The sequence below is a fragment of the Arthrobacter sp. THG-b23 genome, assembly GCF_059091265.1.
Genome location: NZ_JBNHGM010000003.1, coordinates 334,077 through 354,612 on the forward strand (window position 1 = coordinate 334,077; position 20,536 = coordinate 354,612).

Annotated in this window: 18 protein-coding genes and 2 riboswitches; of the genes, 8 read left to right on the forward strand and 10 right to left on the reverse strand. The window is 67.3% G+C overall.

Annotation, left to right across the window (positions count from 1 at the left end; all coding sequences use genetic code 11):
* Nucleotides 1-53: 53 nt before the first annotated feature.
* The gene (locus AC5RVD_RS08415) at nt 54-770 is read right to left on the reverse strand and encodes an NADPH-dependent FMN reductase (protein WP_494126666.1); all 717 of its coding nucleotides are present in this window, start codon (nt 768-770) and stop codon (nt 54-56) included.
* A gap of 263 nt (nt 771-1,033) precedes the next feature.
* Nucleotides 1,034-1,543 (reverse strand): Lrp/AsnC family transcriptional regulator, encoded by a 510-nt coding sequence (locus tag AC5RVD_RS08420; RefSeq protein ID WP_494122402.1) that lies wholly within the window; start codon nt 1,541-1,543, stop codon nt 1,034-1,036.
* 133 nt (nt 1,544-1,676) lie between these two features.
* Between AC5RVD_RS08420 and AC5RVD_RS08425 the strand changes: the two genes are divergently transcribed.
* Complete coding sequence (locus AC5RVD_RS08425) at nt 1,677-2,924, forward strand: NAD(P)/FAD-dependent oxidoreductase (protein WP_494126667.1); 1,248 nt, start codon at nt 1,677-1,679, stop codon at nt 2,922-2,924.
* 80 nt (nt 2,925-3,004) lie between these two features.
* Nucleotides 3,005-3,217, forward strand: a complete 213-nt coding sequence (locus tag AC5RVD_RS08430) for a FitA-like ribbon-helix-helix domain-containing protein (protein ID WP_494111586.1) — start codon at nt 3,005-3,007, stop codon at nt 3,215-3,217.
* 184 nt (nt 3,218-3,401) lie between these two features.
* On the opposite strand, the gene AC5RVD_RS08435 is transcribed toward AC5RVD_RS08430, so the two are convergent.
* The 3 genes from AC5RVD_RS08435 to AC5RVD_RS08445 all read right to left on the reverse strand — a co-directional run bounded on the left by AC5RVD_RS08435 (nt 3,402) and on the right by AC5RVD_RS08445 (nt 5,826).
* Nucleotides 3,402-4,712: an Nramp family divalent metal transporter gene (locus tag AC5RVD_RS08435; protein ID WP_494111585.1), complete on the reverse strand. Its 1,311-nt coding sequence runs from the start codon at nt 4,710-4,712 to the stop codon at nt 3,402-3,404.
* 413 nt (nt 4,713-5,125) lie between these two features.
* Nucleotides 5,126-5,680 (reverse strand): PIN domain-containing protein, encoded by a 555-nt coding sequence (locus AC5RVD_RS08440; protein ID WP_494126668.1) that lies wholly within the window; start codon nt 5,678-5,680, stop codon nt 5,126-5,128.
* Complete coding sequence (locus AC5RVD_RS08445) at nt 5,677-5,826, reverse strand: hypothetical protein (RefSeq protein ID WP_494126669.1); 150 nt, start codon at nt 5,824-5,826, stop codon at nt 5,677-5,679. Before AC5RVD_RS08445 ends, AC5RVD_RS08440 begins: the two co-directional genes overlap by 4 nt.
* A gap of 29 nt (nt 5,827-5,855) precedes the next feature.
* Nucleotides 5,856-5,978: riboswitch (SAM riboswitch) on the reverse strand.
* A gap of 221 nt (nt 5,979-6,199) precedes the next feature.
* Here AC5RVD_RS08445 and AC5RVD_RS08450 point away from each other — a divergent pair.
* Both AC5RVD_RS08450 and AC5RVD_RS08455 read left to right on the forward strand, forming a co-directional pair.
* The gene (locus AC5RVD_RS08450; RefSeq protein WP_494126670.1) at nt 6,200-9,802 is read left to right on the forward strand and encodes a TM0106 family RecB-like putative nuclease; all 3,603 of its coding nucleotides are present in this window, start codon (nt 6,200-6,202) and stop codon (nt 9,800-9,802) included.
* 136 nt (nt 9,803-9,938) lie between these two features.
* Nucleotides 9,939-10,568: a superoxide dismutase gene (locus tag AC5RVD_RS08455; RefSeq protein WP_494126671.1), complete on the forward strand. Its 630-nt coding sequence runs from the start codon at nt 9,939-9,941 to the stop codon at nt 10,566-10,568.
* Between the two features lie 256 nt (nt 10,569-10,824).
* Here AC5RVD_RS08455 and AC5RVD_RS08460 read toward each other — a convergent pair whose 3' ends face one another.
* Nucleotides 10,825-11,448 (reverse strand): FMN reductase, encoded by a 624-nt coding sequence (locus tag AC5RVD_RS08460; protein WP_494126672.1) that lies wholly within the window; start codon nt 11,446-11,448, stop codon nt 10,825-10,827.
* 355 nt (nt 11,449-11,803) lie between these two features.
* Here AC5RVD_RS08460 and fdhA point away from each other — a divergent pair, with 355 nt between their 5' ends.
* From fdhA to AC5RVD_RS08475, 3 genes are all read left to right on the forward strand, one after another.
* The gene (fdhA, locus tag AC5RVD_RS08465; RefSeq protein ID WP_494122396.1) at nt 11,804-13,015 is read left to right on the forward strand and encodes a formaldehyde dehydrogenase, glutathione-independent; all 1,212 of its coding nucleotides are present in this window, start codon (nt 11,804-11,806) and stop codon (nt 13,013-13,015) included.
* Nucleotides 13,016-13,047: 32 nt separating this feature from the next.
* A complete protein-coding gene (locus AC5RVD_RS08470; protein WP_494126673.1) occupies nt 13,048-13,449 on the forward strand; it encodes a GlcG/HbpS family heme-binding protein in 402 nt (133 codons plus the stop codon).
* A gap of 624 nt (nt 13,450-14,073) precedes the next feature.
* Nucleotides 14,074-14,250: riboswitch (cyclic di-AMP (ydaO/yuaA leader) on the forward strand.
* Nucleotides 14,251-14,253: 3 nt separating this feature from the next.
* Nucleotides 14,254-15,201, forward strand: a complete 948-nt coding sequence (locus AC5RVD_RS08475) for a M23 family metallopeptidase (RefSeq protein WP_494111579.1) — start codon at nt 14,254-14,256, stop codon at nt 15,199-15,201.
* Nucleotides 15,202-15,280: 79 nt separating this feature from the next.
* Here the strand turns inward: AC5RVD_RS08475 and AC5RVD_RS08480 are convergent, their stop codons facing one another.
* Complete coding sequence (locus AC5RVD_RS08480) at nt 15,281-16,225, reverse strand: aldo/keto reductase (protein ID WP_494126674.1); 945 nt, start codon at nt 16,223-16,225, stop codon at nt 15,281-15,283.
* Between the two features lie 149 nt (nt 16,226-16,374).
* Between AC5RVD_RS08480 and AC5RVD_RS08485 the strand changes: the two genes are divergently transcribed.
* Entirely contained in the window at nt 16,375-16,803 is a 429-nt protein-coding gene (locus AC5RVD_RS08485; protein ID WP_494111577.1) for a very short patch repair endonuclease, read from the forward strand.
* 108 nt (nt 16,804-16,911) lie between these two features.
* Here the strand turns inward: AC5RVD_RS08485 and AC5RVD_RS08490 are convergent, their stop codons facing one another.
* From AC5RVD_RS08490 to AC5RVD_RS08500, 3 genes are all read right to left on the reverse strand, one after another.
* Complete coding sequence (locus tag AC5RVD_RS08490) at nt 16,912-18,606, reverse strand: thiamine pyrophosphate-binding protein (RefSeq protein ID WP_494126675.1); 1,695 nt, start codon at nt 18,604-18,606, stop codon at nt 16,912-16,914.
* Nucleotides 18,603-19,667 (reverse strand): agmatinase, encoded by a 1,065-nt coding sequence (speB, locus tag AC5RVD_RS08495; protein WP_494126676.1) that lies wholly within the window; start codon nt 19,665-19,667, stop codon nt 18,603-18,605. The genes AC5RVD_RS08490 and speB overlap by 4 nt, the downstream gene beginning before the upstream one ends.
* 241 nt (nt 19,668-19,908) lie before the next feature.
* Nucleotides 19,909-20,484 (reverse strand): helix-turn-helix domain-containing protein, encoded by a 576-nt coding sequence (locus AC5RVD_RS08500; RefSeq protein WP_494126677.1) that lies wholly within the window; start codon nt 20,482-20,484, stop codon nt 19,909-19,911.
* Nucleotides 20,485-20,536: the final 52 nt, after the last annotated feature.

Sequence of the window (20,536 nt, forward strand, 5' to 3'; positions counted from 1 at the left end):
GGCGGCAGGACAGCCCACCGAACGGAGACGACGGGCGGACCGGGCTTGGGGTTCTAAGCGGCGGCGACCTGCGGAGTGCGGATGGTGGCGAAGCCTTGTGCCCACAGCACGAGCTGATCGATCATCGGAGCCAGCGTTCCGGCATTCTGCTCGGTCGGCTTGAACTCGGAGAAGTTCTCGAAGTCGGTGAACAGCGAGAACATCACCTGGTTGCGGACCACGGCCACCTGCAGCTCGGCCAGCATGTTTCGCAGGTGTTCGGCAGCACGGACTCCGCCCATCGAGCCGTAGGAAACGATGCCGGCAGCCTTGTTGTTGAACTCAACGTTCAGGTAGGACAGCGCGTTGGCCAGTGCGGAAGAGACCGTGTGGTTGTATTCGTTGGCCACGAAGATGTAGCCGTCAAACTCGCTGATCTTGGCCGACCAGGCCTTGGTGTGGTCGGCCTGGTAGTTCTGGTACGCGGCCGGGTAGGCCTCGTCCAGCAACGGCAGGTCGAAGTCGGCGATGTCGACGACCTCAAACGTGGCGTCCGTCCGTGCGGCCAGTTCGGCGGCGACCCAGCTGGCGACGGAGTCATTGACCCGGCCCGGGCGCGTGCTGCCGGTGATGATGGCGATCTTGGGGAGAACGGCGACGGCGTCGCTGCCAGCGGCCTCGACCGGCTGGGCAACGGTTGCATCCGTGCGGGGCTCGGCCGCGGCGGCCGCAGGGTTGGCGGCAGACCGGCGGGCGCTGGACTTGCTGAAAAGATTCTTAAACCAGGACATTGCAGCCTTCGATTGATTGCTTGAGCTTTCAACTATCCTAGCGGTGCGGATAATGACATGTCAACAAAGGAGGCGGGCCGCCGGTTCCAAGACGTGTGAGCGGGCGGAAGTCCGGACCGGATCTGAGCCAGCCCCCAGACGGAGTGGGCTGAATTCCGGCCGAATCCGAGTCGGTCCGAGGCGGAGCGGGCGGAATAGCGGGCCGGAGCCGGCTTATCTCCGCCGTCAAAGGGCGGGCTGGCTCCGGGCGGCCCTGTCCCCCATTACGGGGCGAGCGAACTGCCGGGCGGGCGGACGTGTTCGAAGATGACGGTGGTATTGGTGCCGGCCACCTCCGGGCGGACGCTGAGGTTGTTCGCGACCAGGTCGCGCAGCGCGTTGGAGTCCGCCACAGCTACATGGATCAGGAAGTCGCGGTCGCCGGTCACGAAGAAGATCCCCTCTACCGCCGGCAGGCCTGACAGAAAGTCCTTGAACTCGCTCAGGTTCGACCGCGCGTGCGCCTGCAGGCGGATGGAGATCAGCGCCTGCAGGCCGCGCCCCACGGCCGCAGGGTCCACATCGGCATGGAAGCCGCGGATCACCCCGCGCTCGCGCAGGGAGCGGATCCGGCTCAAGCACGTTGAGGGGGCAATGCCGGCGGCCGCCGCGATCGCGTTATTGGGGGTTCGGGCGTCGGCTTGGAGCATCTCGACGATCAACCGGTCTATGCGGTCCAGCCCCGACCCCGCGGGAGCCCCGAACGGGCGTCGAAGATCATTCGATTCGGCCATGTGATCGCCACCACTTCCTGAACTTATTGTCACCGTGCCTCACTCTTCCAGAATCTTCTCCTAATCGCTTGAGAAACGGGTAAACATTCTTCAGGATAGGTGCCGAGAGCAGAGTCGACCCGAGGAGCATACGATGTACTCTCGTGCACACGCCCCGAGCACCGCCGTCGTCGTGGGTGCCGGCATGGTGGGCCTGGCCACCGCTTGGCATCTGCAGGAACGCGGCGTGGAAGTCACCGTACTGGACCGATCGGGCGTCGCCGCTGGCGCCTCTTGGGGCAATGCCGGCTGGCTCACGCCCGGTATGGCCATGCCATTGTCGGACCCGACCGTCTGGACCTACGGGCCCAAGGCGCTGATGGACCCGACGGCGCCGCTGCACATTCCGGCCCGCTTGGACCCGCAGCTCTGGAAGTTCCTGGCCCGCTTCGCGCTGCACGGCACGCAGAAGGCTTGGGACCGGACCATGGCTGCGCTGACGCCGATCGACAAGATGGCGCTGGAGAGCTTCGATGAACTGACCGATAACGGCGTCGAATCGTGGACCCGCAAGGGACCCTTCATCGTCGGTTTCGAGGAGGAGAAGGAAAGCCGCCACTTTGTCCACGAGCTGGCCAGCGTGGAGAAGGCCGGCCAGTCCGTCCCGCTGAATCGCCTGGACAACCCCCAGGCCAAGGTGCCGCAGCTGTCCGCGGGCGTCTCCACGGTGTTCGAGCTCGAAGGCCAGCGGTTCCTTGAGCCCGGCCCGTTCGTGGAGGCCCTCGCTGCCTCCGTGGTGGCACGCGGCGGGCAGATCATTTCCGGCGCCGAGGTCCGCTCCCTGCGCCACGGCCCCACCGGGATCTCGGTGGAGACCTACGCCCAGGAGCCGTTCCACGCCGACGTCGTTGTCCTGGCCACCGGCGCCTGGCTGCCCGATCTCGCCAAGCCGCTGGGCGTTCGCACCATGGTGCAGGCCGGGCGGGGATACTCCTTCAGCGTGGCCACCGACCATCCGGCCGAGTTCCCCATCTACTTCCCGGCCCGCCGCGTCGCCTGCACTCCGTACCAGGGACGGCTGCGCATCGCCGGAACCATGGAATTCCGCGGCCCGGACGAACCGCTGCAGACCGGGCGGATCGACGCCATCCTCGCCGCCGTGCGGCCGTTGTTCACCAACATGGATTTGGAGAACCTCGAGGACATCTGGGTTGGCCCGCGCCCGGTCACGCCCGACGGGCTGCCGCTCATCGGCGCCACCCGCTCCCCCGGCGTGTACGTTGCCGGCGGGCACGGGATGTGGGGCATAGTGCTGGGCCCGGCGACCGGCAAGCTGCTGGCCGAGCAGATTGTCACCGGCCGGATGCCCGAGGCGATCCGGCCGTTCGACCCGCTGCGCTGACGACCGGCTGACAGCTCGTCGGGGCGGGACTATCATGGGCGGCATTCGGGGCGCAGTGCGCCCAAGGGAAGAAGGCTGCCATGGAATCACTCACGGTACCGGATCTGGACCCGCGGACGATGGAAGGACTCCGGATCCTCGCCGATACGCACCATCGCTCACCCGAAGCTGAAGCCCGGGCGATCCTTGTCCAAGCAGTCCGTGGGCTGGGCGAGGCCGACGAACTCCTGGCCTCGATCGTCGGCGACGACGATTCAGCAGAGGACGGGAAACGCCGGAGCGGCCCGCAGTAGCCGGGCTGCAGCGCAGGACTGCCCCGCAGTAGGCGGGCTGCCGCGCCGGACTGCCTGGCAGTAGGCGTGCCGCCCGGCACCGCCGCCGGTGGTTAGCCGAGCGCCGCCGCACGCCGCCGTCGTCGTTTGTTAAACAGCGCTGCCCCGCACCGAACCGGTACGGGGCAGCGGAGCGTGCAGGAAATCAGCCGCCGAAGAGCGGCGAGATGGAGTTCCACAGCTGGTAGACACCGAGGACCACGAACAGCAGGGCGCAGAAGCCCAGCGCGATGTTCGTGTGCAGGCGGTTGGCCCATTCCTTCGGGATCCGCTTGCCATTGAGCAAGCCCAGCAGCGTCAGTGCCAGGAACGGCATGAACAACGAGCCCAAGGCGCCGTACAGCAGGATCAGCGCGATCGGCTTGCCCAGCATGAACAGCAGCATGGGCGGGAACGTCAGCCAGAGGACGTAGAACTTGAAGTACTTGCCGCCCACGCGTGTGTCCGGGTGGCCGGACTCCTTCTTGCGCATGTTGCCCCAGAAGTCGGCGAACATCAGGGACACGCCGTTCCAGACGCCGATGATGGAGGAGAACGACGCGGCCCAGAAACCGACCAGGAAGCCGGTGCCGACCACGTCTCCGTACTCATCCTTGAGCACCTCGTACAGATCCAGCAGTCCTTCGTCGCCGGCGCTCAGGGAAACGCCCGCGGTGCGGACCACCTCGGCGCCGACAATCAGCATGGCGATGACGAAGATGCCGGTCATGACGTAGGCCACGGAGTTGTCGATCCGCATAACGCGCATCCACTTGGGCGTGTGCCAGCCCTTTTCACGCAGCCAGTAGCCGTAGGCCGCCAGCGTGATGGTGCCGCCCACGCCGCCCGCGAGCGCAAGGGTGTAGAACACCGCGCCCTCTTCCTGCGGGATCATCGGCACCAGGCCCCCGATCATCTCCGGGATGTTGGGCACGGCGATGATGGCCAACCCGACGACGGTGACGAACATCAGCCCGACGAACACGGCGGTGATCTTCTCGAAGGTGGCGTACTTGCCGAACCAGACCATGACAAATCCGGCCAGGCCCATCAGGATCGCCCAGGCCCACAGCGGCAGCACCGGGAACATTGCGGCCAACGGCAGCGCTGCCGATGACATTGCCGTGGCACCGTAGACGAAGCCCCAAATCATGATGTACGGACCGAAGTACCAGGTGGTCCAGCGGCCCAGCGAGCGCCAGCCCTCGAAGATCGTCTTGCCGGTCGCCAGGGAGAACCGTCCGGCGCCTTCAACCAGGATGATCTTCAGGATGACGCCGACGATCACCGCCCAGAACAGCCCGTAGCCGTAGCGGGACCCGGCCACCAAAGTAGCCACCATGTCCGCGGCGCCGACGCCTGTGGCGGCGACAACGAGACCGGGACCAACGATCTTCCACTTGGCGGGAGCGCCGCCGTCGTTATCCACCCGGGCAGCGGCATCGAGCGTGCCCGGGGCATTGTTCTCAGTGGCCATGAGCCATGTATTCCTTACCGTGATGGGGCTTGTCCGCAGAAAAACGGGCGGCAAGAGTGCCGCCCGTCACCGGACCCCGTCTAGTTTCTCACGCGTTCCGAACGCCCGGTCGGTAAATAGCCGAAGGGGCCACTAGCGGGACCGTTCGGCGCAGCACGGGCACCCTTCGGCGGGGAAGTCGCCCGCGAGTGTGTCCGTTCGCATAGGCCCTCCGGCTGGTCACAGGGGTCGGTGCCCGCGTGTGCTCCCGCCGGCGGGCTGCCGCATGCCCGACGGCGTACCCGTCGGCCGGCGCCCGGCCTTCCACCACGCGGGTCTTCCGCGCCGCGAAGCTTCCTGCACCGCGGCGCGCACGACCTAGCTGTCGGACCGGCCTGCACACCTTAGCTGTCCCGGCCCCGGCGAGGCACGACTTAGCCGTCCCGGGCCGGCGCCCAGGGGTCGCAGGCTTCTACCGCCAGCCGCCGGTACCCCTCGGCATTGCCGGACACCACGGTCAGGCAATGCCGGGAGGCCGTTGCGGCGATCAGCGACTCGACGGCCGGTACGTCCTGGATGGCCAGCGGCGCCCATGCCTCGGCCACCTGCTGATCCACCGGCAGGATAAATGCCGAGAACCGCGCGGTCAGCGCGGCCAGCCACGCGTCGGCCTGCCCGGTCAGCGCCTCGTCCTGGGTGCTCAGCGCGCGCAGCTCCCCCAGCGTCAGTGCGGAAATGTAGACCCGGGAGCGGCGGCGCCGCTGCAGGAAGTCGACGACGGCGGAGTCCGGGCTTTCGCGCCTGAGCTCGACCACGACGTCGGTGTCCAACAGCAGCCCACGGGCGCGCCGCGGTATGGAAGCCGCGGCAGGCGCCTGCGCATTGGCCGTCGGCGCGGCCCCGGTCCGCGTGCTTCCAGGGGCCGTAGGCGCGGGCCCGGTCCACGTGCTTCCGGGGGTATTCGCGGTGGGCGCGGTCCGCGTGGTCATTGTGCCGCGGAGATGTCGCTCTGCTGCCCGCGGGCTTGCCGCCCGGCATCCAGCAGGAAGTCCACGAAGGCCTCCCGCGCTGCGGAGACCTGGTCATAGTCGGCCAGGCTCAAGACCTGAAGTTGCGCGGAGTAAGGGATGTCCATGGCAGCCGGCGCCGGGCGCCGCGTCCTTTCGCGTGCTCTTGCCCGCACCGGTAGCCAAGGGCTGATGCGGGCCGCTTCGTCATCCGAACCACCCAACGAGCGTGGGGTTGGTATGTGGCCAAGTCGGAGCTTGGCGGCCACAGTTCTTGAAGCTTTTGGAAGTATAGCCAGTTCGGCTACCGGGCCGTTGGAGATTGAAGTCACATCGCGTAACAGGCACCGAGGGCCGGGCGGCCGTGCCCCTTTCGCGAAAATGTCGGTGCCGGGCGGTAGACCTTTAAGTGCCGGCAGGCGCCGGCTGGCGGCGGGTTATCGTTGGGGGGACCCGCCGCCGGCCGGGTTGGCACCTGCGCACCTGCTTGAAGGAGGCACCGTGTTTCTGCTCGACTCCGACGTCGACGGGGCTGACCGCGATCTGATCTACACAGCCAGCGACCTCGTCATCGCCGCGCAGTGCGAGTACCAACTGCTGCGCAAGCTGGACGAGAAGCTGGGGCGCTCCCCCGTGGCGGATTTTGGCCGCGACGAGATGCTCGAGCGCACGGCGGAGTTGGGCGATCTGCACGAACACCGGGTACTGCAGCACTTCCGCGACACCTTCGGCGCCGGCGTCGTGGAGATCGCCGAGACCCGTAGCTACACCCGGAAGGACTTGCAGGCCAAGCACGCCGAGTCGATCGCGGCGCTGCGCTCCGGCGCAGACGTGGTGTTCCAGGCGTCCTTCTTCGACGGCCGGTTCCATGGACGTTCGGATTTCCTGGTTAAAACCCATGACGACGGCGGAGCTGCCGCCTACGCGGTCTATGACACCAAACTCGCCCGCCACGCCAAGGTCACGGCGCTGCTGCAGTTGGCCGCGTACGGCGACCAACTCCTCCAAGCCGGCATAACCGCGGCTCCCACCGTGACGCTGGTGCTGGGCGACCGGCAGCACAGCGACCACAGCCTCACCGACCTGCTGCCGGTCTTCCGCGAGCGCCGGGCCAGGTTCCTGGACCTGGTCGCCATGCACCGCGAACAGCCGGAGCCGGTCCGTTGGGGAGACGAAAGAGTCGGCGCCTGCGGCCGCTGCAACTACTGTTCCGAACAGGTTGAGCTACACCGGGACCTGCTGCTGGTGGCGAATATGAGCACGCTGCGCCGCCGCAAACTCCGCGCGGCAGGAATCTTCACCATCGACCAGTTGGCCGCCCTGGAACTTCCCGCTGGCGAAGCGCCCGACGGTTCGCTGGCCCGGCTCCGCGATCAGGCGCGGATGCAGACCGGCTCCATCGAGCCGGACGGCCGGGTGACTTACCGGAAGGACGGCGGAGAACACGAGGTTTCGTACCGCGTGCTGGAGCAGCACACGCTGTCGCGCCTGACTGCGCCCAACCCCGGCGACATCTTCTTCGACTTCGAGGGCGACCCGCTCTGGCAGGACGAGGACGGCGTGTGGGGCCTGGAGTACCTTTTCGGCGTGGTCGAGAATCCGCCGGCTGCCGGCGCGGCCCCGCCGTTCAAACCCTTCTGGGCGCACAGCCGCTCAGGCGAACGGCAGGCGCTGGCGGACTTCCTGGATTATGTCGCCGATCGGCGACGCCAGTATCCGGGGATGCACATCTACCACTACGCCAACTACGAGAAGGCCGCTTTGCGCCGGCTGTCGCTGCAGCACCTGGTGGGCGAGGAAGCCGTGGATGACCTGCTGCGCGAGGGCATCCTGGTGGACCTGTACGACACGGTCCGGCACAGCCTGCGGATCTCGGAAAACTCCTACAGCATCAAGAAGCTCGAGCCCTTGTATATGGGCGACAACCTGCGCTCCGGCGATGTCAAAGACGCCGGAGCCTCGGTGGTCGCGTACGCCCGCTATTGTGCGGCCAGGGACGCCGGCAACGACGCCGAGGCGGACACGGTCCTGAAAAGCATTGCCGACTACAACGAATACGACTGCCTCTCCACGTTGGAACTGCGCAACTGGCTTCTGCGGCTGGCGGCCGAGCGCGGCGTTGTGCCGGGGCGCATGGTTGCCCCCGCGGTGGTTGCTGCATCCTCGGTGAGTGGGACGTCGGCTGCTGAGGAGGAGCCGTTGCAGCCAGAGGAGCGGCGGCTGCAGGACTACGTCGCGGCCGCCGCCGAAAGTGCCGCCCGTCGGAACCAAACGCTGTCCGCCGATGAACAGGCCGTCGCCATGGTCGCTGCCGCGGTCGGCTACCACCGGCGGGAAGACAAGCAGTACTGGTGGGCGCATTTCGACCGGCTCGATGCCCCGTTTGAGGACTGGGCGGATACCCGCGACGTCTTCACCGTGGATTCGGCCCGCGTGGTTTCGGAGTGGGAGAGGCCGACGTCGCGCAGCAACCCGGTCCGCGTGCTGCGGCTCACCGGCCGGCTGGCCCCGGGATCCACCATCAAGGAAGGCAGCCTGCTCTGCCGGCTCTACGACCAGCCCTTCCCGGCGTTTCTCTGTGACCAGAACGACGGCGTCAATCACCGTGCGTTCTGCTTCGGCGCCGAAGTGCTGGAACTGGGTGCGGACGGCGAAAAGGACACGCTTCTGGTGAAGGAGCGGCTGCCGCGCGGTGCCGACGAGTACATTGAGCCCCCGGTGGCGCTCACGCCGGACCAGCCGCTGCGCACCACCTCCATCCGCCAGGCCCTCGCGGACCTCGCCGCCGCGGTCGCCGGCACGCTGCCCGGCTTCCCTGCCGAACCGGCGCTGGACCTGCTGCGCCGACGTCCGCCGCGACTGGCCACCCTGCCACGGCTGCCCGAGGTCCAGGACCATCCGGACGGCTATGTTGACGCGATCACTGCCGCCGTCGCAGATCTCCACGATTCCTACCTAGCGGTCCAGGGTCCGCCGGGTACCGGCAAGACGTACGTCGGTTCGCACGCCGTGGCCCGGTTGGTGGCCCGGGGCTGGAAGGTCGGCGTCGTCGGCCAGTCACATGCCGTGGTGGACAACATGCTGCGCGCCGCCATCGAAAAGGCCGGAGTGCCGCCGGAAGTAGTTGCCAAGAAACCCAACGGTGACCATGATCTTCCCTGGCCCAACCGGAGTAATGACGATGTGGCACGGCTGCTCGCGTCCCCCGGAGGCGCGCTGGTCGGCGGCACGGCATGGACCATGACAGGCTCTGCTGTCCCGCCGAAGTCGCTGGACCTGCTGGTCATCCACGAAGCCGGCCAGTTCTCGCTGGCGAACACCCTGGCGGTTTCCCGGGCCGCCAAGCGCCTGCTGCTGTTGGGCGATCCGCAGCAACTGCCCCAGGTGACCCAAGGCACGCATCCCGAACCGGTCGACGAGTCGGCACTCGGGTGGCTCTCTGACGGCCATGCCACGCTGCCGCCGGAGCTGGGCTATTTCCTCGCCCTGAGCTGGCGCATGCATCCGGACCTATGCCGGGCCGTCTCCGTCCTGGCTTACGAGGGCCGGCTCAAGTCGGCGCCGGCCGCCGCCTTGCGGCAGCTGGAAGGACCTCCGCCCGGGGTGCAATGCGTTTACGTGGACCACCACGGCAACGCCACATCGTCGCCCGAAGAAGCCGCCGAAGTACTGGCCCAGGTCCGCCGGCACGTGGGCCTGCCCTGGCGCGAAGACGGCACGGCCCGCCCCCGCGCCCTGGGCGGATCGGACATTCTCGTGGTCGCACCCTACAACGCCCAGGTCCAGCTGATCCGTTCCGTGCTGGACGGCGCCGGGCTGGCGGAGGTCCGGGTGGGCACGGTCGACAAGTTCCAAGGCCAGGAGGCGCCGGTCGTGATCGTGTCCACCGCCGTGTCCGCCGCGGCAGAGGCACCGCGCGGCATGGAATTCGTGCTGAACCGGAACCGCAACAACGTCGCCGTGTCGCGCGGACAATGGCGGGCCGTCATCGTGCGCTCGCGGGCCCTGACCGATTACTTGCCCGCCCTGCCCGCCGGCCTGGAGGAGCTCGGGGCCTTCGCGGGACTTTGCGGCTGCCCGGATGAGCCTCGCTTAAGCTCCTAGCGATGGTCCGGCTACAGTGCCGGCCGCAGACATGTTTGAATGTGAAGAGGCAGCCCCGCGGGCCACCCCGGCCCGCGCCGGGCGGAAGTGTGCACTGAGTAGTTTCCCGCACAGTAATTCCGACGAGAGGAAGAACATGAGCAAGTACGAACTGCCCCAGCTCGACTACGATTACGCGGCCCTGGAGCCGCACATCTCGGCGAGGATCATGGAGCTGCACCACTCCAAGCACCACGCCACCTACGTGGCCGGCGCGAACACCGCGCTGGAGCAGCTGGCCGAGGCCCGCTCCAAGGGCGAATTCGGCAACGTGCCGAAGCTGTCCAAGGACCTGGCCTTCCACCTGGGCGGCCACACCAACCACTCGATCTTCTGGAAGAACCTCTCCCCGGAAGGCGGCGACAAGCCCACCGGCGAGCTGGCCTCCGCCATCGATGAGTACTTCGGCTCCTTCGACGCGTTCCGCGGCCACTTCGGCGCCGCAGCCCTGAGCCTGCAGGGCTCGGGCTGGGCCGTGCTGGCCTACGAGCCCCTGGGCGGCAACCTGGTCATCGAGCAGCTCTACGACCAGCAGGGCAACATCCCGGTGGGCACCATCCCGCTGCTCATGCTGGACATGTGGGAGCACGCCTTCTACCTTGACTACGTCAACGTCAAGGCCGATTACGTCAAGGCGTTCTGGAACATCGTCAACTGGGCCGACGTCGCCGCCCGTTTCGATGCCGCCCGCGCCGGCGCCTCCGCGCTGATCACCCCCGTCAAGTAACACCTGCCGGCCGAGCTCCAGGCACGGAGCTTGACCCAGGCACCGCCGTTGCGCCGGACAACCGGCCTAACGGCGGTGCCTCGTCGTTAAAGCCCCGGCGAGGCACCGCGAGGGCAGCCCATGCCTGGGTTAGGACAAAGATCCGGAACGCTTATAGCCACGGCAAAGGCCCGGTCCGGGTGGTTGCGCTGCGCTGGTGCGCGTCGCTAAACCACTCCCGACCGGGCCTTCGTCATGCTCAGCGGTGGACGTTCATTCAGTGACCGACGCTGGCTAGGATCTCCTCAAAGCTTTTGGATTCGACGCCGCCACGGCCGCGCTCGGTTACCGGAGCGCCCTCCACCAGGTCGACCAGTTCTGCGGCCGCCCGGTCCGAACGCTCGGACAGCCCGCCGGTTCCGGCCTCGCCGGCACCCCAGTCCTCCGGTGCGGCGAAGACTGTTGTCTGCACCGTGCGGGCCCTGAGGTAGCTGAACAGCGGACGGACGGCGTAGTCGAGCGCCAGGGAGTGGCGGGCGCTGCCGCCGGTGGCGGCCATGAGCACCGGCTTACCGGCGAGCGCGCGCGGCTCGACCACATCGAAGAAGGACTTGAACAGCCCGCTGTAGGAGGCACTGAAGACCGGGGTCACCACGATCAGCGCATCCGCTGCCACCGTTGCCTTGAGCACTTCGTCCAGCTTCGGCGCGGCGTAGCCTGTCACCATGTTGTTGGCGATATCAACAGCGTAATCACGCAGTTCCACCATTCGGACCTCGGCCTCGACGCCCTTCAGGCGGAACTGGTCCACGGCAGAGGCAGCCAGTTGGTCGGCCAGCATCCGGCTGGAGGACGGTACGCCGAGTCCGGCGGATATAACAACGATCTTGCGCTCTGACACTGAGGCCCTCCTTGTTTCTTCATGCAATCGCATCTATATGGGTCAACCAAGGCACCGCCAGGATTATTCCAAGGGCGGGACGACAGCGGACGGTCGGTATTCCGGAACATGCCCGACGGCGGACGGCGCGGTCGGCACGCCTGGCGCGGCGGGGCGTCGTGCAGCTGCAGGAAAATCCATGCGGGCCCCACATCCGCTTCCCGCCGAGCGTCTGCTCGCCCCACTTGTTGAGGGCATTGCCGGCCACAAGAGTTGCAGGACTGCAGGGGCAAGAGGCCCCGACCCTAGCCAGCCCCCGGCCGAAAGGGCTACCGTGGCACCCACCACCCTTGACTCCGGATCAGAGAGAATCCCTATGAGCAGCAATCGAGCAGTGGCTTACAAGGAACCCGGCAAGGTCGAAGTGATCGACATCGACTATCCGAGCTTCAAGCTCAAGGACGGGCCGGGCGTCCACCCCGACAACGTGGGCCGGCAGGTATCGCACGGAGCGATCCTGCGCACCGTTGCCACGAACATCTGCGGCTCCGACCAGCACATGGTCCGGGGCCGCACTACTGCCCCGAAGAACCTGGTCCTGGGCCATGAGATCACTGGCGAAGTCGTGGAAGTTGGCTCCGACGTGGAGTTCATCAAGGTCGGCGACATTGTCTCCGTCCCCTTCAACATCGCGTGCGGACGCTGCCGGAACTGCAAGGAGCGGAAGACCGGCATCTGCCTGAACGTGAATCCGGAGCGCCCGGGCAGCGCCTACGGCTACGTGGACATGGGCGGCTGGGTGGGCGGCCAGGCGGAGTACGTGCTGGCGCCCTACGCCGACTGGAACCTGCTGAAGTTCCCGGACAAGGACCAGGCACTGGAGAAGATCATGGACCTGACCATGCTCTCCGACATCTTCCCCACAGGCTTCCATGGCGCCGTCACCGCCGGCGTTGGGGTCGGCTCCACGGTGTACATTGCCGGGGCCGGACCCGTCGGGCTGGCCGCCGCCGCCAGTGCGCAGTTGCTGGGCGCCGCCGTCGTGATTGTCGGGGACATGAACGAAGGCCGCCTCGCCCAGGCCCGCAGCTTCGGCTGCGAGACCGTGGACGTCTCCCAAGGCCATCCGAAGGACCAGATCGAGCAGCTTTTGGGCGTGCCGGAGGTGGATTGCGGCGTGGACGCGGTCGGGTTCGAGGCCCGCGGGCACGGCAAGGACGCCCAGGAAGCGCCGGCAACCGTGCTGAACTCGCTGATGGAGGTCACGGCGGCCGGCGGTGCGCTGGGCATCCCGGGGTTGTACGTCACCGGCGACCCGGGCGGGATCGATGAGGCCGCACAGAAGGGCTCGCTCTCGCTCTCGCTGGGCACCGGCTGGGCCAAGTCGCTCTCCTTCACCACCGGACAGTGCCCGGTGATGAAGTACAACCGCGCCCTGATGATGGCCATCCTGCATGACAGGGTGCAGATCGCGAAGGCCGTGAACGCCACGGCCATCCCCCTGGAGGACGCGCCGAAGGGCTATGCGGAGTTCGACGCCGGTGCCGCCACCAAATACGTGCTCAATCCCAACGGTTACATCAGCTAGGCCTCAACGAGGCTTTGGATTTAGGAGCAAACATGGACACCGTCACTCTGGAAGATGCCCGCCGGGTCATTGCCGCCGCGGAAGCCAAGGCCGCCGAGATCGGCCAGCCGATGAATATTGCCGTGGCCGACGCCGGCGGGAACCTGGTCTCCCATGTGCGGATGGACAGGGCGTGGCTGGGCAGCATCGACATCTCAATCAACAAGGCATTCACCTCGCGGGCGTTCGACATCCAGACCAAGGACCTGGGCGACAACTCGCAGCCGGGCAGCCAGTTCTACGGTATCCATGCCAGCAACCACGGCCGGATCATGATCTTCGCCGGCGGCATCCCGCTTTCCCGCGACGGCCAGGTGATCGGTTCGATCGGCGTCAGCGGCGGCTCCGGGGAGCAGGACCAGTCCGTGGCGGAGGCCGGAGCGGCCGCGCTCTAGCTTGGGGTTTTCGGTCTGGGTCGTCTCCGGATCGTCGGGACCGGGACCGCCGGCACCGGGGTGGCCGGCCGGGACCGGGGTGGCCGGCCGGGACCGGGGTGGCCGGCCGGGACCGGGGTGGCCGGCCGGGACCGCACCTGGCCGCCGGGCTTGGCCTGCTGCGCCAGCCTGCCTGACCGGTACGGGGCTGCATCGGGCGCCAGCCCTGCTTGTTACGTTCATCACGGCAGGCCTTCGCCGCTTCGGCGATCTGCGCCGCCACGATCCGCTGCGTAGATTTTTCCAGGGAGCAGCGTTGCGAAGGCTTGGCGCGCGCCGGGCCGCTAATGCTAACTGGAGGCTGCCCGGCGGCGCGGATACTTCCCGGCGGGGGGGGTTCCAGTCGTCGTGAGGGCCCCTCACTTCCCGGCCGGGTTCCGGTAACGGCCCAGCGCGCCATGAGCTTCGGGGTGCATTCAATACTCGGCCTGATTGAAGGAATCACCACCGCCCTAACGCGCTTCTGGTGATGAGGAACACGGATAACGAATTTGTAACGCCGCGTGTCGCTCCGGTAATTTTGAGTTTGTTCCTATCTATCTAGGTAGGCATCTGGCCCGCCCGTCGAACCCTGCCAGCGGGCCAGAAGTATTCGAGCTTTACATCGAAGGCAGGGGCGGAGGAACCACTTACGGTGCTTGGGGGCACCTTGGGGTGAAGTCCTCACCAGCGCAGTCCGACTCTGACATCCGACTGCCGGCAGGACCGAGTGAACTCTCGCTCGAATCCGACAGCTAACTTCGCAGGCGCAAGAGAGGAAACCCTGTGAAAAACCCTGTGCGCGGTCGTCGCCGTTCCGACACCCCCACGAACTCCCTGTCCAAGATCTCCCGTTCGACCTGGAAGAAGATCACCCGTTCTACCGAGGGCTCCCCTGCCCGCCGCGAAGGGGAAGCGTCCCCGGCGGCCTACTCCCTCGCCCGCAAGACCGGCCTGGCTGCGGTTGCCGCCGGCATCCTGGCCGCGGCAGTGGTTCCGGTGGCCCAGGCTGGCGGCACCGCCGATGTTGGCACTGACCGAGCCTCGGAGCAAAGCCCCATGCAGATTCAGGCCGCCAAGGAGGCCGAACTCGGGTTTGACCGGGCCAAGGTAGACAGCAAGGCTGCCCAGGAGGAAGCCCAGGTTGCCGCCGCGGCCGCCGAAAAGAAGAAGGCCGACGAAAAGGCAGCGGCCGCCAAGAAGGCCGAGGCGGAGAAGAAGGCCAAGGCCGAAGCTGCGGCCAAGGAAGCTGCCGCCAAGAAGGCCGCGGCGGAGAAGAAGGCGAAGGCCGCCGCAGCCAAGAAGGCCGCCGCAGCTAAGGCGAAGACCGCCGGCTTTGCGACCGGCAAGCTGGCCGCTCCGATCCCGAACATGAACCAGACCTCCGGCTTCGGCTACCGGCAGAACCCGATCACTGGGGCAGCCGGCGAGCTGCACACCGGCATTGACTACGCCATGGCCTGCGGCACCCCTGTTCATGCGGCCGACGGCGGCAAGGTCGTTGAGGCCGGCTGGCAGGTCGGCGGCGGCGGCAACCGCATTGTGGTTGAGCACAGCAGCGGCCTCAAGACCACCTACAACCACCTGCAGTCGATCGGCGTTTCGCTGGGCCAGAAGGTCGCCCAGGGCCAGGTCATCGGCCAGCTGGGCACCACCGGCAACTCCACCGGCTGCCACCTGCACTTCGAGGTGGTCAAGGACGGTCAGCTTGTGGATCCGGCCGGCTGGCTGTAACCCACCATTGACGACGGCGGAGCTTCCGCCACCGACGACGGCGATGCCCACGGGCGTCGCCGTCGTCGTTAAGGGCCGGTCAGGCGAAGGGCCGCGACGCCCGGTCCAAGGCGGCAACTTCCTCGGCGGTCAGCTCCACATCCGTGGCGGCCATCAGGTCCGGCAGCTGTTCGGGCGTGCGTGCGCTGGCCAGCGGCGCGGTAATGCCGGGCTTGGTCAGCAGCCAGGCGAGCGCCGTCGTCGTGAGGCAGATGCCGCGTGACTGGGCGACCGTCTCCAAGGCGTCCACCACCGCGAAGCCCTCGACCGTGAGGTAATCACGGAGCATGCCCCCGCGCTGGCTGCTGTCGGCGTCATCCGTCGAGTGGTACTTGCCCGCCAGGAAACCCGCTGCCAGCGAGAAATACGGGAACACCGAGAGGTTGTGCTCCCGGGCCAACGGAGCATAGCCCTGTTCGTAGTCCTTGCGGGCCACCAGGTTGTAGTGCGGCTGCAGCGCGACCGGCAGCGCAAAGCCGTTCTGCAGTGCGATGTTCATCCACTCGGTGATCCGCTCCGGGGACAGGTTGGACAACCCGATCTGGCGGACCTTGCCTTCCCGCACCAGGGCGTCGAAGGCGGCGGCCGCCTCGATCAACGGGGTGCCCTCGTCGTCGTAATGGGCGTAGTACAAGTCGATGTAATCGGTGCCCAGCCGCTGCAGCGAAGCCTCGGCGGCAGCGGCCACGTTCACCGCCGACAGTCCCTGGAGCTCGGGATGCCCGCCGACCTTCGTGGCTATGACCACCGATTCACGGTTTTTCCGGTCCGTCATCCAGCGGCCGATGATCTCCTCGGATTCGCCCCCGCGGTTTCCTGGAACCCATGCGGAGTAGCTGTCCGCGGTGTCGATGAAGTTGCCGCCGGCCTCGGTGAAGGCATCCAGCACCTGCTGCGAACCGGACTCGTCGGAGGTCCAGCCGAAGGTGTTGCCGCCCAGAGCGAGCGGGAAGATCTTGATGTCCGAAGTGCCGATCAAGCGCATCGAAGGTCCTTTCGAAGGTAAGGGGCGGCCTTCGCATGCCGCTTAGGTTTAACCTAGCAGCGGCAGCCGGGTTTCCAGGACGCGGGAACGGCGTACCTTGGCGGCCGGCGGCCCGCCGGGCGGTTCCGTTGTTCCCCTAAACTTTAGCTATGGCCGACTCGCTGACCCCGCAGCAGCGCAGCGCCAACATGGCCAAGATCCGCGGAAAGAACACCAAACCCGAACTGGTGGTCCGCAAACTGCTGCATGCCAGGGGATACCGCTACCGCCTGCATGGCAGCTCAGGCGGCGCGAAGCTGCCGGGCAAACCGGATCTGGTCTTCGCCGGACGGCGGAAGGTGATCTTCGTCAACGGCTGCTTCTGGCACGCCCATGACTGCAAGGTCGGCCGGCATGCGCCGCAGTCCAACGCCGGGTTCTGGGAAGCCAAACGGTCGCGTACGGCGGCCCGCGACGAAGCCCAGCGGTCGGCGCTGGAGGCGGCGGGCTGGCAGGTCCTCACCGTCTGGGAGTGCGAGTTCAAGAAGACCGGCGATCTTGCTGCGCTCGAGGACAGGCTGGTCGCGTTCCTGGCCTGAGCCGTCCGGATGATTACCAGGCCCCCCGCCCACGGGGAGACTCCCGGGGCGGAGGGGCGAGCGTGCCGGCCTGAACGCTGCGCTGGGGCCCCACGGCCTGGGGCGGGGTCAGACGTGCGTGGGGGCGAACATCTTGAGCAGGGTCTCCACGACGACGACGTTCGGTCCCTCGGCGGCAAAGCTTTCCTGAAGCGCGGGGCCAATATCTTCCGGCGCCACCCGGCGAGCCGGCACGCCAAAGGCCTGCGCCAGGGCCACAAAATCCGGCCGGGCCAGTTCCGTGGCCGTCGCCCGGCCGAACGCGCCTTCCATATATTCGCGCAGAATGCCGTAGCCGCCGTCGTCCACAATCAGCCAGGTGACCGGCAGGTTGTGCTGGCGGACGGTGGCCAACTCGCTGATCGAATACATGGCCGAGCCGTCGCCGGAGACGGCCAGCACGCGGGCCGTCTTTCCCTGGCTGGCCAGGCCGACGCTGCCGCCGATGGCGCCGGGAAAACCGTAGCCCAGGCCGCCCGCGCCCTGGGCTGAGTGGAACTCCCCGTCCCGCGAGTCCCAGCAGCTCCAGGCCCAGTAGGCGGAGATGGTCATGTCCCAAAAGGTTTGCATGTCGTTTGGCACGGCCTCGCGGATATCCGCCATGAAGGTCCGCTCCTTGGCCAGATCCTGGCTGTCCAGGCGCGCCTGGACCCTGGCCAGCGTGTCCTTGACCAGCTGCTCGGGCGTTTGGCCGTGCCAGTCGGGTCCGTTGCCTGGATTGCCGGAGAGGGCTGCGTCCAGCGCCTGCAGTGCCTGGCCGGCGTCTGCGCGAATGCCCAGGGCCGGGCCGTTGGATTCGAGGACCCGGGGTTCGGCGTCGATCTGGATGATCCGTCCCCGCGGTTCCATCGTGAAATAGTTGCTCGTCACTTCGCCCAGCGACGAGCCCACGACCACCAGCACGTCGGCATCTTCGAGGACGTCGGTGACGTACCGGTCCTCGACCCAAGACTGGAGCGAGAGCTCGTGGTTCCACGGGAACGCGCCGTTGCCGCCCGGCGAACAGACCACCGGGGCACGCAGCTTTTCCGCGATGGAGCGCAGCCACGGTTCGGCCTTGCCCCGGCGGGCGCCGCCGCCGGCGATGATGGCCGGGCGCTTGGCTTCGGAGAGCCAGTGGACGGCTTCCTTGACCAGCTCGGTCCGCGGCGGATTGTCGAATGCCTCGGCCAACGCGTCCTCCACCGGCGGCACCATGATCGGGTCCAGCAGCACGTTCTGCGGCACCTCCACCCAGACCGGGCCCTGCGGCGACGAGATCGCTTCGGTCCACGCGTCCTGGATGGCCGACGGAATGCCGGAAGCGTGCTGGATCAACCGCTGGCTCTTGGTGACATTGGCCGCCGAGGCCTTCTGGTCGTCGAGCTGGTGCAGCATGCCCTTGCGGCGCGCGCCCAAGCCTTCCAGCGGAATCTGGCTGGCAATGACCACCATCGGCACGCCGGTGGCATAGGCCTCCTGCAGCCCGGCCAACGAGGTCAAGGCCCCGGGGCCGGTGGAGAGGAACAGCACGCCGACCTCGCCGGTGGCACGCGAGAACCCGTCCGCCGCGAATGCGGAGTTGTTCTCCACCCGGGAGGAGACGAAGTGCAGCGACGACCGGGACAAGGCGTCGAACAAGCCCAGGGCATGCTGTCCCGGAATGCCGAACACCGTCGTCGCGCCCAAGGCGCTGAGGGTTTCGACGACGAGGTCCCCGCCATTGCGGACGGTCGGTCCGGCTGAGACCGCTTCGGTGGAGGGGGCTTTCCCTGTTTCTGTCATTCGAAGGACCCCTGATCAGATCCGTTGCCGCTGCCCACCGTGGCGCCGGCGCGCTTCAGCGCCTGGGCGCTGTAGCCGTTGCCGGACCCGCCGCCGGCAGCGTTGTCTGCCATCAACGAGACGAGTTCGTAGGCCACATGGCTGCCGGCCACCCCTGTCATCTCCGCGTGGTCGTAGGCCGGGGCCACTTCCACCACGTCGGCGCCGACGAGGTTCATGCCGCGGAACCCGCGGATGATTTCCAGCAACTCGCGGCTGGTGATGCCGCCGGCCTCCGGGGTTCCGGTGCCGGGTGCGTGGGCCGGATCCAGCACGTCGATGTCGACCGAAATGTAAAGCGGGGTGTCGCCGATCCGGTCGCGCAGCTTGGCCACCACGTCACGGACGCCCTCGTAGTAGACGTCGGAGCTGGTGACAATGCCGAAACCGAAACGATGGTCGTCGTCGAGGTCCCTCTTGCCGTAGAGCGGGCCGCGGGTGCCCACGTGGCAAATGGCCTCGGTGTCCAGGATGCCTTCCTCCACCGCGCGGCGGAACGGAGTGCCGTGCGTGTACTCGGCGCCGAAGTAGGTGTCCCACGTATCGAGGTGCGCGTCGAAATGCAGCATGGCGACAGGACCGCCCGCACGCTCGGCGGCCGCGCGGAGCAGCGGCAGCGCGATGGTGTGGTCGCCGCCGAGGGTGACCAGCTTGGTGCCGGACGCGGTCAGGTCGAGCGCGTTCTGCTGGATGGTCTCGATGGCTTCGTTGATGTTGAACGGGTTCACGGCCATGTCGCCGGCGTCGGCCACCTGGACCTCTTCGAACGGGCTGAGGTCCCAGGCGGGATTGTACGGTCGCAGCAGCCGCGAGGCCTCGCGCACATGGTTGGCGCCGAAGCGGGCGCCGGGACGATAGGAAACGCCGGAATCGAAGGGGACGCCGACGACGGCGATGTCCGCCTGCTGCACCTGGTCCAAGCGGGGCAGCCGGGCGAAGGTGGCGGCTCCGGCGTAACGCGGGATGCGGGACGAATCGATCGGGCCAAGATGGCCGTTGGCTTCCACACGAAGCTCTTCCATGGTTCTCCTCTGAGGGACGCGGGCGGTGGGTCAAATGCGGATCGCGGGCGGCGGGTCAGTTGCGGTTCGGGGCGGCGTCAGCGGGCTGCGACCGACTCGGCGTGGTTGCCTTATGTGCAACATCTGTTGCCTGAGATGTTATTTGTGGTGGGGGTAACAGTCAAGACCGCGGCCCGGGTAGCACGAGCGCTCGCGCGGTCCGGGCTCACTAGCGCGCGGCAGCGCGCGCGGTCCGGGCACACTAGCGTGCGGCCGCCGGGACCAGCGTCCAGGTGACGATGGCCTCTTCGTCGCTCTCGTTGATCCAGGTGTGCGGCTCCCGGCCGGAGAAGGAAATGGTGTCGCCGGCGCCGAGTTCATAGCGTTCGGAGGTGAAGACCAGGGTGATGCTGCCGGCGATCACATGCAGGACGTCCACGTCGCAGTCCACCGAGTAGAGATCGGCTTCCCCGCGGCCGCGCGGTTCGATGACGGCACGGATGATCTGCAGCCGGCGCTCGTGCCGGGCGGTGAGCAACTCCTCCTTGATGCCTTCGCCGCCCAAGTTGATCCGCGGCCCCTCCCCCGCGCGCGAAACATGTGTTTCCGGCATCGAGAAGAGGTCCCCGATGGAAATGGACAGCACCTGGCACAGGGTGACCAGCGATGCCACCGACGGCGAGGTCAAATCGCGCTCCACCCGGCTGAGGAATCCCTTGGTGAGCCCCGTCGAATCCGCCACCTGTTCGATGGTCATGCGCTGGCCTTGGCGCGCGGCGCGGATCCGCGATCCTATGGCCACCGGGTCATTGCTGGGTTCGACTGGCAGTGCCTTCACTAATCATCCTTCTGGGTGCAGAGTCGACGGACACGGCATGCGCGGGCAGGGA